Here is a 14,341-nt window from a genome sequence, read left to right on the forward strand (position 1 = left end):
GTCCTTCGATGGTGTCAGTGTGAGAATCCCACGCCGACCGTTGTTTCGGTGAGTGGTCCGTCATATCGCCGGGTGAACTGCTCGCCGGGCATCACCCACTGTTCGCCCTGCTCGCCCTGCACCACCCAGTCACCGTAGGCGGCGCGCGCGGGACCTTCGAGTGTGGTGACGGTTTCGCCGTCTTCGGCTGGCCTGGCCTTGACGACACCGCGCCGCTGCCACCGGTCGCCGCCGATGTGCTGGTAGGTGTCGCGGAAGATGTCGTCGCGCACCGACCACCAATCGCCGCCTTCGGCGTCGCGCACGGCCCAGTCGCCCGCCTCGGCGCGCATGATTTCCCCCGAGCCCGTCGTCCAGGTCCACGCGCTGTCGCGCTGTTCGGCGACTACCTGGCCGGTGCGGCGAAAGTGCTTCCATCTATTGTCATTTCGCGGCGGACGGGACCGGTAGCCGAGCTCCCGCAGCTTCGACAGGGTGGCGGCCAGGCTGGCCAGCGCCGCCTTCAGCAGATCCGGATCCGCTTCGATGCGCGACCAATCCACCAGTTTGTCGTGGATTTTGCGGACATCGTCACGCTGCGGGCCGTAGCGCCAGCCCGCGGCACGGTAATAGCGGCACCAGTCCTCGTGTTCGGCGCGTGCCATGGCGATCGCCTTGTCGCGCTCAAAACCCAACAGCCGCAACTGTTCGAGTGGCTGCAAACCGCGAAGGTTGGGCGCTTCGACCTCATCGGTCGTGTCGTTCCACGCGTTCCAGGTGTGCCCGCCGATCTGCTCGACCATCCACAGGGCGTTGCGGACCTGACGTCGATTGGACCCGCGGTAGAACTCGTCGAGCTCGGCCCACGGCCGGCTCGCGGCGCTGCGATGGCCGGCCTCGGCGGCGTAGCGATCGTGGATCAGCCGGGCAGCGCGCTCCCACGCGTCTTGTGCCTGACCATCGGGCAGGTCCATGCTCAGCCGGTAGGTCCGCAACCTGCCGACCAGCGACAGCCGATCTTCGGTGACCCGGGCAGTCGCATCCCACGCGTAGATCGGTGTGGTGGGAAACCGGGCGGCTAGCCGGGTGCCGGTCGTGGTGTCGACAGACGAGGCGGTGGAACTGTCGCGGTCGACGAAAACCACTGCGGTGCCGTCGGCGTCGTCGGCGAGCAACGACGCCAGCAGCGGCACCGATGCCGTCTCGGTTACCGCCTTGACCCGCATGCTGCGTGTCGACAAACCCAGCCGCCGCCGCGACAGCGCGAAATCCTGCTGGTACTCCTCGGCGTTCTCGGCGACGAGGACCAGGCGAGGCAGCGCCTTGGCGTCCGGAGCGGCGTAATAGTCACGCTCCAACTGGCGCTGCGCCATGTTCGAGCACAACGCCAGCGTCAGCGGGGACGTACCACAGATCAGGATCCGCCCGACCCCGTCGGTTGAGATGATCCTGTCCAGCAACCGCCGTGCGGTGACCTCGTACTTGCCGACGGCGTCGGCGGCCCACCGGGTGTCCGAACCGCCGAAATGCTTTGCCCGCCACGCCTCGGCCTGCCACGGGTCATCGATGCGAACGATCAACGGCAGACGCTGTTTTCGGCTGGTCGCGGCCAGCCGATCCGCAATGACCTTCAGCCGCAACAGATTACTCGACGGATCGGACGAGAGTAGATACAGCCGGTCGAGTTTGCGCCACAGGGACAACGCCCGCAGGGTCTCCGGCCGGTCGAAGTCCACCGCGATGACCCGTGCGCCGTGGTTGCGGACCTCGGGCACGCAGGGATGGTCAAGGCTGGTGGTGATCAACACCAGGGTGCTACGTCCCTCCATCGTCCGCGCGATGGCGCTGACCATCGACAGCGTGTCATCGTCGACGTCCACCACCGCGGTGACCGACCGGGCGAAATGCACGCGAAGCCGGTCCGCTCGCGACCGAAACAGCGCCGCCGCCACGCCGACGACGCTGAGGAAGATCGCCGCCAGGGCTGACAGCCGCGCGATCTCCAGCGCCACCGGGGTGGGCGAGGGGCAGGTCTGGCCGCTCAGCGATTGATCGGCCGTGCCGCCCTTGACCACGTAAGCGGTGAACATCAGGGGCCGGAAAAAGCGGGGATGCGCGTCGTCGTGGCAGTCCCAGTACGACGCCAGCCCCAGTGCGGTGCTGATCAGCGCCAGCCCAGCCACGATCGCCACCGGAGCGCCGGGGCGTCGCACCCCCTGCGAACGGACGAGCAGAACTCCGAGCACCACCAGCGCCGTCACCGCGATGGCGATCGTCGGCACCGACCCCGGTTCCCCGAACCACTGCAGCGACGCCGGTGCCCGGTTTCTGAGCTGCGGATCCAGTGCCAGCGCGACGAGATAGCCGAGCAGCAGCGACACGACCACCGCCACGGCGCGTACGGCGGCGACGGCGACGGTGCTGCGCAATGCGACCTCCCCCTCCGGACCTTGGGTAAGTGTCGCCCGAGCCCGCCGCGGACGCTGGAGATTGCGACGAGCGGGCGCGCACCTTAATCGAACAGGTAAGCCTTGCCTAATTGAATACCACGCCTTACATTAGCCGCAAAGATGTCCTCTAAATGGGAGCCGGTGGATGTTGAAAGGTCTCCGCGTCACGGTGGTGTCGGCGCTCGCCGCCGCCACGGTCCTGGCGGGTGTTGTCCCGGTGGCCCATGCTCAACCGGGTTTCGACCAGGATTACGCGATCACCTCCGAGGTGCCGTCGCTGGCCGAGCTCGATGCCCAGATCAGGCTGCTGGTGGCCACGCCGGCGCCGGACTGGGTCAAGGCCGCCCAGCTCGAAGGCGGCGACCGCGCTGTGGTGGTGCCGAAGATGGTCTACCGCGTTGGGTTCTTCCGCCCGCCGCGGGGATCGAGCGTGGTGACCGGCCCGGAGACGCACGAGGGTGATCGCCACACCGCCGTCATCAACGCCAGCAGGCAGGGCGCCCCGACGATCCAGGTACCCGCCGAGTGGCGACGCATCGACGGCCGTTGGAAGCTCGCGAGCAAGTCCCTGTGCAACGGGATCAAGACGCTGGGCCTGCCGATCCCGTGCAACTTCGAGTGACCGAGCGATGATCCAAACCCAGGGATTGGCAAAGGCTTTCGGTGGCCGGCGCGCCATCGACAATGTCGGAGCCGATTTTCCCGCGGGCACCGTCACCGCCCTGCTCGGCCTCAACGGCGCGGGCAAGACGACGCTGCTGCGTCTGATCGCCGGTCTGGACCGGCCCGATGCCGGCTCGGTCGTCGTATGCGGTCGACACCGCCGCGACGAGCCGGGTCTGCTGGGGGTACACCTCGGTCCCGAAGCGATGGACCCCCGCCACACCGTGCTGCGTCACCTGTCCTGGTTGGCCGCGTTGTCCGGGGTGCAGACGGCCCGCGTCGAGCACGCGCTGGCGGAGGTGGGTCTGCAGGACCAACGCTGCGAACGCATCGGCGCCTTGTCGCTGGGGGCGCGGCAGCGGCTGGCGATCGGCTCCGCACTGCTCGGTGAGCCGCGGGCGCTGTTGTTCGACGAGCCCCTCAACGGTCTGGACGTGCCCGGCATCGTCTGGTTCCGGGGGCTTCTGCGCCGCCTCGCCGATGCGGGATGCGCGGTGGTGGTGGCCACGCATCTGCTCGGCGAGGTGACGCTGACCGCGGATCGGATCGCGTTGCTGGTCGACGGACGGTTACGGGCGGTCGGCGAGCTGCAGCAACTGGCTCCCGTCGATGCCGACATCCGGGAATGGCTGGAGGCCACCTTGCTGGAGTGCGCGTGAGCACCGCGCCCACCCTGGTCAGGCGCAGCATGCGGGCGGAGTACATCCGCACCGGCGGACGCAGCCGGCTGTGGGCCGTCGTGATGCCTGCGGCCGCGGCGATACCGATGGCGATCACCTTCGGCATCGCCGCGGTGGCCGAGTCGTTCGCGCGCATCCCCGGACAGATCTCGGTGTTGCAGGTGTCGACCTCGAACGCGGCCTACTGGGTGATCACCATCACCGTTGTGCTGGCCGCTGTCGCCGGTGCCGACGGGCAGGCGACGGAGAACCGGTACCGCACAGGGCAATACGTTCGGCTCGCGATACGACCGGCCTGGCCGGTGCTGGTCGGGCGCTGGCTGTTCTACGGAGCGGTGGCCGCGGCCGCCGCCGCGGTGACCCTGGTCGTGGTGCTGACGCTGTTGCCGCTTATCTCACCGCTGGTGTACGGGAAGGTGTCGGTCACCGATCCGGTCGGGACACGGCTGTTGTGGACAGTGCCTTTGCTGGCGTTTTTCGCGGCGGGCGCCGGGGTGGGCGTCGGTGGGCTCATCCGCTCACCGATCGGTGCGGTGGGCGCGATCCTGCTGTGGGCCTACGCGTTTGAATCCGCCGCGGCGTACCTGCCCAGCGGGGCCTCGCTGCAACGGTTCATGCCGCTGCTCAACGCGGTGTACGGGACGGGCCAGGACAGCGTGCTCACCCCGCCGTGGGGCCAGACCATCGCGCTGCTGTATGCATGCGCTGTGTTCACGGCGATCTTCGTGATCGCCGCCGTCGAAAGGACAATCCGAAATGACTGACAGGCAAACGCTTCCGCTCGCCCAGCGGTCCGACGCCGATCTACCGGGGCACTGGCTGCTCGCGCGCCTGGGCAAGCGGGTGTTGCGCCCCGGCGGCTTGGAACTGACGACGCGGATGCTGGCCGCGGCGCGAGTCGGCGGCGTTGACGTCGTCGAACTCGGTCCCGGGCTGGGGCGCACCGCGCGCGACATCGTCGCCCTCGAGCCGCGGTCCTACGTCGGCGTGGACGACACCGCGGCAGCCACCGAATCGGTGCGCGAGGTGGTCGCGCCGGTCGACGGCACGGTGGTGGTCGCCGATGCCTCGGAGACCGGGCTGCCGGACGCCAGCGCCGATGTGGTGATCGGCGAGGCCATGCTGACCATGCAGGGCGACAAGGCCAAGAGGGCGATCGTCGACGAGGCGTTCCGGGTGCTGCGCCCCGGCGGCCGGTACGCGATCCACGAACTCGGTCTTCAACCGGACACCATCGCACAGGAGGCCAAGGACGAGATCCGGCGCGGCATGTCGCGCGCGATCAAGGTCAACGCCCGCCCGCTCACCGCGGGGGAGTGGGTGCGACTGCTCACCGATGCCGGGTTCACCGACGTCACCGTCGACTACGCCCCGATGGCGCTGCTCAACCCGACCCGGGTGCTTGCGGACGAAGGCCCGCTCGGCGCGTTGCGAATCGTCGGCAACCTGATCCGGAGGCCGGCGGCTCGCCGTCGGGTCCTCGGAATGCGTCGCACCTTCCAGAAGTACCGGGACTCGTTGACCGCGGTATCGGTGGTCGGCGTCGTGCCGACACGGTGAGAGACTGACGTGATGGCAGTGCAGCACCACGGAACCGGTGCACCCTCGCTGCGCGCGGCAGGCCAACAGCGACAGCGGGTTCTGGGCCTGCTGCGGTCCGCGCCCGGACCGGTGGATGTGCGCCACATCGCCGAGGAACTACGCATTCACGTCACCACCGCCCGGTTTCACCTGACCGCCTTGGAGTCTCAGGGCGTCGTCCGGCGCGGCGAAGTCAAGGGCGGACGCGCCGGGCGGCCGCGGCTCACCTATGAACTGGCCCCCCGGCTTGACTACGCCGACATTGTCTCGCTGTTCGCCGCACACCTCGGCGGTACGGCCGAGGAACGCGAACAGCGCGCGCTGCAGATCGGTGCGGATCTCGCGCATCGGGTGCGGGTGGCGCGCAGGTGGGAGGAGACGACGGTGGTCGAGCTGGTGGTTGCGACGCTGGGGGAGTTGGGGTTTCAGGTGCGTTCGGTGCTTGACTCGTTCGGCGAATTGACGGTGCAGATCTGTACCTGCCCGCTGGCCGAGGTCGCCGTGACGGCACCAGAGGTGGTGCGCGGTATCCAACAGGGCTTGATCCAGGAGGTCATCGAGTGCAACGCAGAGGTGATCGGCGAGCGCTACCGTGTGGCCGTCACCCCGGATCCTCACGCGGGTTCGTGCGAGGTCAGCCTGGTGCTTCGCCCGGGGTGATGGTCAACGTGCCGTCGTCGTTGATGGTCCACTGCGGGTTGACGGCGGCCTCCCAGACGTGCCCGTCGAGGTCGGCGAAGTAGCCGGAATACCCGCCCCAGAACACCTTTTCGGCTGGTTTGAGGATGGTGCCTCCGGCAGCCTGCGCCTGAGCGAGCACCGCGTCGACATCGGCCTCGGTGCGCTGGTTGATCGCGATCGTGATACCGCTGAACCTGCCGTCGATGCGATGGTGGGCGTCTTCGGCGAGGTCGTCGCGACCGAACAGAGCCAGCGCGACACCCGGCAACTGGTAGAAGACCACACCCTCGGCCGACTGGGTGGGCGTCCACCCCAGGCCCTCTTCGTAGAAGCGGCGGGCCCGCGCCAGATTGTCGACTCCGAGCGTGATCAGGCTGATGCGTTGTTCCACACCGGGCACGTTACGCGCGGCCGGTGACAAGTCGTGGGGCTACTTGACGGTGTGCTGCGGGCCCTGGGCCTTCTTGTAGAGCGCCTTGAGCATCCGGTCACGGAACGCGACGTTGTCGATGAGCTTGATACCGGCGTTGGCGACCTTCGGGTAGCCCAGCATCTTGTGGAAGTAGCGGCCCCGCCGGTACTCCCGGCCCCACGCCGCTTCCATCCGCTGCGCATAGTTGGTGAAGTCGTCAGGCCCGCTGTTGGTCAGCGCGGCGATCGCGCATTCGCCTGCGGCCAAACCGGATTCGAGCGCCTTGGAGATACCGGCACCCGAGGCCGGCTTGCCCGCGCCCAGCGAATCCCCGGTGAACAGCACCCCGGGACGCCACGGCGGCCAGGCGGTGAAGCCCATGGGCAGCCGCCAGGCGCGCACGCTCTTGTTCTTCTTGAGTTCCTCGATCGGCGGCAGTTCCCACTCCGGCGGCAGCGTGCGCAGGAACTCGCCGAGGAACTTCGTCGCGTTGATCGACTGCCAGTTCTTGTAGCTGTTGACATAACCGAGCCCGATGTTGAACACGCCGTTACCCATCGGGAACACCCAGCCGTAGCCCGGCAACTGGTCACCTTCGAAGGCCAGCTTCAGGTAGATGTCGAGGCTGTCGGAGTCGGGCCGGTTGGCGGGCATCTCCGAGCGGATCGCGATCGCCGAATAGCCGTTGTACTCCGAATCGATCTTCAGCGCCCGCTTGATCGGGGAGTAGGCGCCATCGGCGGCGATCACCGCGTCGCCGTAGACCTTCTCGCCGCTCTTGAGCGTGACGCCGACCACCCGTCCGTTCTCCACGATCGGGGCGCTCACCTCTGCGCCCTGGCGCACCTCGGCGCCGGCAGATTCGGCGTGTTTGAGCAGCACCGTGTCCAGGTGTGTGCGGCTCACGGTGTGACCGTGGTCGGGCATGCCGGGACGCCGGGGAAACGACAGCTCCCACTGGCTGGGGCTGAACACCGTGACGCGGTTGACGCGATGAAAGGTGGCGACCTCGTCGGCCAGACCCATTTTCTGCAGGTAGCTGACCGCGCGGGCGGTCAGGCCGTCGCCGCACGGCTTGTCGCGGGGAAACTCGGCCTTGTCCAAGACCACTACCTTCGCGCCGGTCTGCGCGGCCTGCCACGCCGCCGCCGAGCCCGACGGCCCGCCACCGGCAATGACCAGGTCGTATCGCTGCGTCATGAATCTCGTCTCGTCGATCGGTTGTCGCCGCGATATTACCCGCGTCGGCGCCGTCCTTCTCGGCGGAGGACCGGGGCGCGACGCCGCTGCACCGGTGCCGTTTCGTGGTCGTCCCCGGCATGGTCTGAGCAGGTCAGCCGGTGCGAGCGGTACAGTGATCGGGTGCGACGAGGGGCGAGGCCGCGCGCGGCCGGCGAAGCGGGTGTCAAGGTCGACGCCCGCAGCGAACGCTGGCGTGAGCACCGCAAAAAGGTGCGAGCCGAGATCGTCGACGCCGCGTTCCGCGCCATCGACCGCCTCGGACCCAATGTGAGCGTGCGGGAGATCGCCGAGGAGGCCGGGACGGCCAAGCCCAAGATCTACCGCCATTTCGTCGACAAGTCCGACATGTTCGCCCAGATCGGCGAGCGGATGCGCGACATGTTGTGGGCGGCGATTATCCCGTCGATCAACGTGGAGACCGACTCCGCCCGCGAGATCGTCGGCCGCGGTGTGCAGCACTACGTCGAACTGGTCGACCAGCACCCCAACGTCGTGCGGTTTCTGCTGCAGGGCCGCTTCGCCGACCAGTCCGCGGCCGCGATGACGACCGTCAACAAGGGCCGCGACATCACGCTGGCCGTCGCCGACATCATCAGCAGCGAGCTCGAGGAGATGGCCCTGGACCCGGCCGCGTTCGAGTTGGCGGCGTTCGCGATCTTCGGAACCGCGGCCTCGGCGACCGACTGGTGGCTGGGTGCCGACGACGCCAGCCCGCGTCGCATGCCCGCCGATGAGTTCATCGCGCACATGACGACGATCATGATGGGCGCGATCAACGGCACCGCGGAGTTGCTCGGCGTCAAAATCGACGTCAACGAGCCGCTGCACACCGCGGTGCGCCAGCAACCCGTCGCCTGACTCACCCCTCCCGCCGAACGTGGGTTACCCGCACGCCTCTGGCCGCTGGAGCGTGCGTCAATCCCACTCTTGACCCGCCCTCGACGATTGACACCCGGGCCCGCGGCCCGGAAACTTGAGGTAAGTACCCGGTACCGGCGTTCCCAGGAAAGAGGTCAATGATGACGGTGGCCGAGCAGGCGGACCAGACAACGGCCGCCAAACCCGTGCACACCCGCACGTTGATCATCGGTACCGGATTCTCCGGTCTGGGGATGGGCATCGAACTGCAGAAGCAAGGTGTGGAGTTCCTGATCCTGGAGAAGGCCGACGAGATCGGGGGCACCTGGCGCGACAACACCTATCCGGGATGCGCGTGTGACATCCCGTCGCACATGTACTCGTTCTCGTTTGAGCCCAAGCCCGACTGGAACCACATGTGGTCCTACCAGCCCGAGATCTTCGACTACCTCAAGGGAGTGGCCGATAAGTACGGGCTGCGTCGGCATATCCGATTCAACCAACACGTCGACCGCGCACACTGGGACGACGCGGAAATGCGCTGGCATGTGTTCACCAAGGACGGCCGGGAGTACGTCGCGCAGTTCGTGGTGTCCGGTGCCGGCGGATTGCACATCCCGATGATCCCCGACTTCGAGGGACTCGACGAATACCAAGGTGCGGCTTTTCATTCCGCGGAGTGGGACCACAGCGTCGACCTCACCGGTAAACGCGTCGCGGTGATCGGCACCGGCGCCAGCGCGATCCAGATCGTGCCCGAGATCGTCAAAGATGTTGCCGCGCTGCAGCTGTATCAGCGCACCCCGGCGTGGGTGATGCCGCGCCCGAACAACCCCATCCCGGAGTGGATGCAGCGGATGTTCACCAAGGTTCCGGGCACCCGCCAACTGCTGCGCGCGGCCATCTACTGGGGCCACGAAGCCGTCGGTTTCGCGATGACGCGCCAGCCCCGGCTGCTGAAAATTGGTGAGCTGCTGGGTAAATGGAACATCAACCGGTCGATCAAGGACCCTGAGTTGCGCCGCAAACTGACTCCGGACTACCGGGCCGGCTGTAAGCGGATCCTCAACTCTGACACCTATTACCGCGGTATCGCCAACCCGAAGACCGAGGTGATCACCGACGGTATCGCGCGGTTCACGCCACGGGGCATCGCCACGGCCGACGGCACCGAAAGGGAAGCTGACGTCGTCGTCTTCGGCACCGGCTTTCATGTGACCGACTCGTACACCTACGTCAACATCAAGGGTCCTGGCGGCGAGGACCTGGTGGACCGGTGGACTAGGGAGGGCATCGCGGCGCTGCGCGGCATCACGGTCGCCGACATGCCCAACGTGTTTTTCCTGCTCGGCCCGAACACTGCGCTGGGGCATAACTCGGTGGTGTTCATGATCGAGTCGCAGATCCGGTACGCCGCCCAGGCCATCGCCGCCGTCGACCGGGCCGGCGCGCAGGCGTTGGCGCCGACCCGCGAAGCGCAGGACCGCTACAACGACAAGCTGCAGGACGAGCTGGCGGACACGGTGTGGAGCACCGGCGGTTGCAGCAGCTGGTATCTCGACGAGCACGGCGTCAACCGGACGCTGTGGAGCGGGATGACGTGGCAATACTGGCTGGCCACCCGCCGATTCGACCCGTCGGAGTACCGCTTCTGGGACCGGCCGCGCGACACGCCAACACAAGATGTCGCGGTCCCAAACGTTATCGCCCCCCAGGGGTAGTGTCCGGGGCATAGATTTCTAACGGGTTTCCAACGTTGCTAGGTGGGTGCTGTGAGCGAAGGCGTGAAGCTGATCGATCGGGTCTCGGCGATCAACTGGAACCGAGTGCAAGATGAGAAGGATGCCGAGGTCTGGCACCGGCTGACCGGTAACTTCTGGCTGCCGGAAAAGGTGCCGGTGTCCAACGACATCCCGTCGTGGAACACGCTGACGCCCCCCGAAAAGCAACTCACCATGCGGGTGTTCACCGGTCTGACGCTGCTGGACACGATCCAGGGCACCGTCGGCGCGGTCAGCCTGATCGCCGACGCGATGACCCCGCACGAGGAAGCGGTCTACACCAACATCGCGTTCATGGAGTCGGTGCACGCCAAGAGCTACAGCAACATCTTCTCCACGCTGTGCTCGACGGCTGAGATCGACGATGCGTTCCGCTGGTCGGAGGAGAACCCGAACCTGCAGCGCAAGGCCGAGATCGTCATGCAGTACTACAAGGGTGACGAGCCGCTCAAGCGCAAGGTGGCCTCCACGCTGCTGGAGAGCTTCCTCTTCTACTCGGGCTTCTATCTGCCGATGTACTGGTCCAGCCGCGCCAAGCTGACCAACACCGCCGACATGATCCGGCTGATTATCCGCGACGAGGCCGTGCACGGCTACTACATCGGCTACAAGTACCAGCGTGGTCTGGCCGCCGAGGACGCCGCCAAGCAGCAGGAGCTCAAGGACTACACCTACGAGTTGCTGTTCGAGCTCTACGACAACGAGGTCGAGTACACCCAGGACCTCTACGACGAGGTCGGCTTGACCGAGGACGTCAAGAAGTTCTTGCGCTACAACGCCAACAAGGCGCTGATGAACCTCGGCTACGAGGCGCTGTTCCCGCGCGACGAGACCGACGTCAACCCGGCGATCCTGTCGGCGCTGAGCCCCAACGCCGATGAGAACCACGACTTCTTCTCGGGCTCGGGGTCCAGCTACGTGATCGGCAAGGCGGTCAACACCGAAGACGAGGACTGGGACTTTTAAGGTTCAGCCGTTCTTGTGCGGCATGAACTCCTGCGCCTTGGTCTTGAGGCCGGTCACGATGAAACCCCAGCGGTCTTCGTCACCCTTCAGCACCGCCGTGGCGGCCGCCTTGGCTTGATCCCACTCCGCGTGCGGCGGAATCGGCGGCATGTCCGGGTCGGTGAACACGTCGAGAACCGTCGGCCGGTCCGCGGACAATGCATCGCGCCATGCATCGGGTAGTTCTTCGGGGTCCTTGATCACCATCGCGTTCAACCCGAGGCCGGCCGCGAACGCGGCGTAGTCGACATCCGGAAGCGACTGGGACTCAACGAACTTGGGCGCACCGGCCATCGCGCGCATTTCCCACGTCACCTGGTTCAGGTCGTTGTTGTGCAGGATCGCGACGACCAGCCGGGGATCGCCCCACTCCTGCCAGTACCGCTTGACCGTGATCAGTTCGGCCAACCCGTTCATCTGCATGGCGCCGTCGCCCTCGAACACGATGACGGGCCGTCCGGGTTCGGCGAATTTGGCACCGATGCCGTAGGGCACCCCGGGCCCCATCGTCGCGAGCGTGCCCGACAACGACCCGCGGATGTCGTCGCGGAAACGCAACATCCGCGCATACCAGTTGGCCGCGGAGCCGGAGTCTGCGGTGACGATCGCGTTGCCGGGAAGCTGCGGGGACAACTCGGCGAAAAGCCGCAACGGGTTGATCGCGTCCGTGGAGACCATGGCCTCCTTGTGCATGGTCTCCCACCACCGCGCCACCGTCGACTCGACCGTTTCCCGCCACGACCGGTCCTGTTTGCGCTCCAGATGCGGGATCAGCGCGCGCAACGCGGCCTTGGCGTCGGCCACCACATTGACCTCATACGGGTACCGCATGCCGATCAGCTTGGGGTCGATGTCGATCTGCACGGCGCGGGCCTGGTCGAACGCCGGCAGGAACTGCGAATAGGGGAAGCTTGAACCGATGGTCAGCAGCGTGTCGCAGTCGCGCATCAACTCATAGGACGGCCGAGTGCCCAGCAGCCCGATTGCGCCTGTGACCCAAGGCAATTCGTCGGAGAGCACGTCCTTACCCAGCAACGCCTTCGCCGCGCCCGCGCCCAGCAAGTCGGCCACCGCCGCGACCTCCTCGTGCGCTCCGCGCGCACCCGCGCCGACCAGGATCGCCACCTTCTCACCCGCGTTGAGCACTTCGGCCGCACGCGCGATCGCCGCATCGTCGGGCGCCGGCATCGGCCACTCGATACCGAGGCTCGACGGCACCATCTTGAACTTGTGCGTCGGCGGCGAGTACTCGAGTTCCTGCACGTCGCCGGGAATGATCACCGCGGTGGGCGCCTGCTCGCTGAGTGCGACGCGGATCGCGCGGTCCAACACGTTGGGCAACTGTTCGGGCACCGTCACCATCTGGACGTAGTCGCTGGCGACGTCCTTGTAGAGGCTGAGCAGGTCGACCTCCTGCTGATAGGAGCCACCGATCGCGGTGCGGTCGGTCTGACCGACGATGGCGACGACGGGAACATGGTCGAGTTTCGCGTCGTAGAGCCCGTTGAGCAGATGGATGGCGCCCGGCCCCGACGTCGCCATGCAGACGCCGACCTTGTGGCCGAACTTCGCGTAGCCGACGGCCTCGAACGCGCTCATCTCCTCATGTCGGGACTGGATGAACCGCGGGTTGTTGTCGGCGCGGCCGAACGCCGCCAAAATCCCATTGATCCCGTCGCCGGGGTAGCCGAAGACGTGCTCGACGTTCCACGCGCGCAACCGCTCGAGCAGGAAATCGGCGACATTCTGGTTGGCCATGAAGTCTCCCTTCGATTCGGGCGTATTTCATCGACCGCTGCGCGCCACGCGCGCGACGGGCCGGGTCACCCTCGCTCATCTCGTACCCCTTCGGCGCTGGCCCATACCCGAGGATTTCTGTGCACCGGCTGGGAACCAGCTGAGGGTGTCTTCTGGCCGATGGTTGCGATGGCGCAAATTCTGTGAAGACCGTGCCTCACAACGCAGTTCAGCTGTCGAGCGAAGGCGACCCGGATTGTGCGCGAGACACGCCGGCCAGCCGTGTTTAGAGATAGATCTGCCGGTCTACAGAAGAAGTACGCGGCGATCGAGGAGTGGCTGATGCCTGAAGTGGAATTGCATCACGACGGACATCCGGAGTTTCGGCGCAAAGTTCGCTTCGACTGGTCGAATCTGCCCGTGCACTGGGTACCGGGCAACCCCTTCTGCACGCACATGGTCAACGTCCTGCACCTGCTGCTGCCCGAGGGGGAGCGCCACTTCATCAAGGCGGTGCTGGAAGCGTCGTCGCAGGTCGACGATCCCGAACTGGAAGCCGCTATCAAACCGTTCATCCAGCAGGAGTCCTGGCATGCGTGGGCGCACCAGGTGGTGTTGGACCGGCTGGCCGAACAGGGCATCGACACCGCGGGCTACACCGACCGCCTGGGACGGACGTTGTCGGTGACGCTCGGCGATCCGCCGAGGTTCTTCCCGGCCCCGCTGAAACGGTGGTGGTTGTATCGGCGCTTGGCCGACGTGGCGGCCCTCGAACACTTCACCGCGGTGCTGGGCCAGTGGATCCTGCAGAACAAGGGCCTGGAGAACGCGGGCGCGCACCCGGAGATGCTCGATTTGCTGCGCTGGCACGGCGCCGAGGAGGTCGAGCACCGTTCACTGGTGTTCGACGTCTACCAAAACGTGTGCGGGAGCTATTGGATCAGGGCGTTTTCCATGATGATGACCGCGCCGCTGTTCGTCGGTTGGTGGATTGCCGGCGCACGCTATCTCATGGCCCACGACGAATCGATCGATACGAAATGGCGCTGGCGGGACTGGCGGCGCGCCGCGCGCAAGGACCTGCTGCCGGACCCGTGGCACTTCCTGGTGGCTGTCCCGCTGCGATACATGCGTCGCGGGCACCACCCCGGTCCCGAGGCCGACACCCAGATGGCGCTGGATTACCTCGCGTACTCGCCGGCGGCGCGGGACGCCCGTGAACGCGCCTCAGCACACGAGCGGAAGGCCGCGGTGCAGGCGGCCCACAGCTAG

Annotated in this window: 13 protein-coding genes; 9 read left to right on the top strand and 4 right to left on the bottom strand. The window is 66.7% G+C overall.

Features of this window, described 5'->3' with window-relative positions:
* Window positions 1-14 precede the first annotated feature (14 nt).
* Window positions 15-2,408 (bottom strand): hypothetical protein, encoded by a 2,394-nt coding sequence (locus ABQE44_RS06785; protein ID WP_448428867.1) that lies wholly within the window; start codon window positions 2,406-2,408, stop codon window positions 15-17.
* 166 nt (window positions 2,409-2,574) lie between these two features.
* Between ABQE44_RS06785 and ABQE44_RS06790 the strand changes: the two genes are divergently transcribed.
* Genes ABQE44_RS06790 through ABQE44_RS06810 form a run of 5 tightly spaced genes read left to right on the top strand, consistent with a single transcriptional unit; the run spans window position 2,575 to window position 6,013 of the window.
* On the top strand, window positions 2,575-3,051 hold the full coding sequence (locus tag ABQE44_RS06790; RefSeq protein WP_448428869.1) for an MTB12 C-terminal domain-containing protein: 477 nt from the start codon (window positions 2,575-2,577) through the stop codon (window positions 3,049-3,051).
* A 7-nt stretch (window positions 3,052-3,058) separates the two neighbouring features.
* Window positions 3,059-3,751, top strand: a complete 693-nt coding sequence (locus ABQE44_RS06795; protein WP_448390684.1) for an ABC transporter ATP-binding protein — start codon at window positions 3,059-3,061, stop codon at window positions 3,749-3,751.
* Between the two features lie 29 nt (window positions 3,752-3,780).
* Entirely contained in the window at window positions 3,781-4,536 is a 756-nt protein-coding gene (locus tag ABQE44_RS06800; protein ID WP_448391354.1) for an ABC transporter permease, read from the top strand.
* Window positions 4,529-5,332: a class I SAM-dependent methyltransferase gene (locus ABQE44_RS06805; protein WP_448390685.1), complete on the top strand. Its 804-nt coding sequence runs from the start codon at window positions 4,529-4,531 to the stop codon at window positions 5,330-5,332. The genes ABQE44_RS06800 and ABQE44_RS06805 overlap by 8 nt, the downstream gene beginning before the upstream one ends.
* 12 nt (window positions 5,333-5,344) lie before the next feature.
* Complete coding sequence (locus ABQE44_RS06810) at window positions 5,345-6,013, top strand: helix-turn-helix transcriptional regulator (protein WP_448428871.1); 669 nt, start codon at window positions 5,345-5,347, stop codon at window positions 6,011-6,013.
* On the opposite strand, the gene ABQE44_RS06815 is transcribed toward ABQE44_RS06810, so the two are convergent.
* The gene (locus ABQE44_RS06815; protein WP_448390687.1) at window positions 5,988-6,425 is read right to left on the bottom strand and encodes a VOC family protein; all 438 of its coding nucleotides are present in this window, start codon (window positions 6,423-6,425) and stop codon (window positions 5,988-5,990) included. The genes ABQE44_RS06810 and ABQE44_RS06815 overlap by 26 nt on opposite strands.
* 39 nt (window positions 6,426-6,464) lie before the next feature.
* Complete coding sequence (locus tag ABQE44_RS06820) at window positions 6,465-7,646, bottom strand: geranylgeranyl reductase family protein (protein ID WP_448390688.1); 1,182 nt, start codon at window positions 7,644-7,646, stop codon at window positions 6,465-6,467.
* A gap of 162 nt (window positions 7,647-7,808) precedes the next feature.
* Here ABQE44_RS06820 and ABQE44_RS06825 point away from each other — a divergent pair, with 162 nt between their 5' ends.
* The 3 genes from ABQE44_RS06825 (at window position 7,809) to nrdF (ending at window position 11,293) form a co-directional block, all read left to right on the top strand.
* Entirely contained in the window at window positions 7,809-8,546 is a 738-nt protein-coding gene (locus ABQE44_RS06825; protein WP_448390689.1) for a TetR/AcrR family transcriptional regulator, read from the top strand.
* A 161-nt stretch (window positions 8,547-8,707) separates the two neighbouring features.
* A complete protein-coding gene (locus ABQE44_RS06830; protein WP_448428873.1) occupies window positions 8,708-10,267 on the top strand; it encodes a flavin-containing monooxygenase in 1,560 nt (519 codons plus the stop codon).
* A 51-nt stretch (window positions 10,268-10,318) separates the two neighbouring features.
* On the top strand, window positions 10,319-11,293 hold the full coding sequence (nrdF, locus tag ABQE44_RS06835) for a class 1b ribonucleoside-diphosphate reductase subunit beta (protein WP_448390691.1): 975 nt from the start codon (window positions 10,319-10,321) through the stop codon (window positions 11,291-11,293).
* 3 nt (window positions 11,294-11,296) lie between these two features.
* Here nrdF and ABQE44_RS06840 read toward each other — a convergent pair whose 3' ends face one another.
* Complete coding sequence (locus ABQE44_RS06840; protein ID WP_448428875.1) at window positions 11,297-13,090, bottom strand: thiamine pyrophosphate-requiring protein; 1,794 nt, start codon at window positions 13,088-13,090, stop codon at window positions 11,297-11,299.
* Between the two features lie 321 nt (window positions 13,091-13,411).
* Here ABQE44_RS06840 and ABQE44_RS06845 point away from each other — a divergent pair, with 321 nt between their 5' ends.
* Window positions 13,412-14,341 carry a metal-dependent hydrolase gene (locus tag ABQE44_RS06845; protein WP_448390693.1) on the top strand — a complete coding sequence of 310 codons (930 nt, stop codon included), beginning with the start codon at window positions 13,412-13,414 and terminating at the stop codon, window positions 14,339-14,341.

It is taken from the genome of Mycolicibacterium sp. XJ2546 (genome assembly GCF_053483195.1).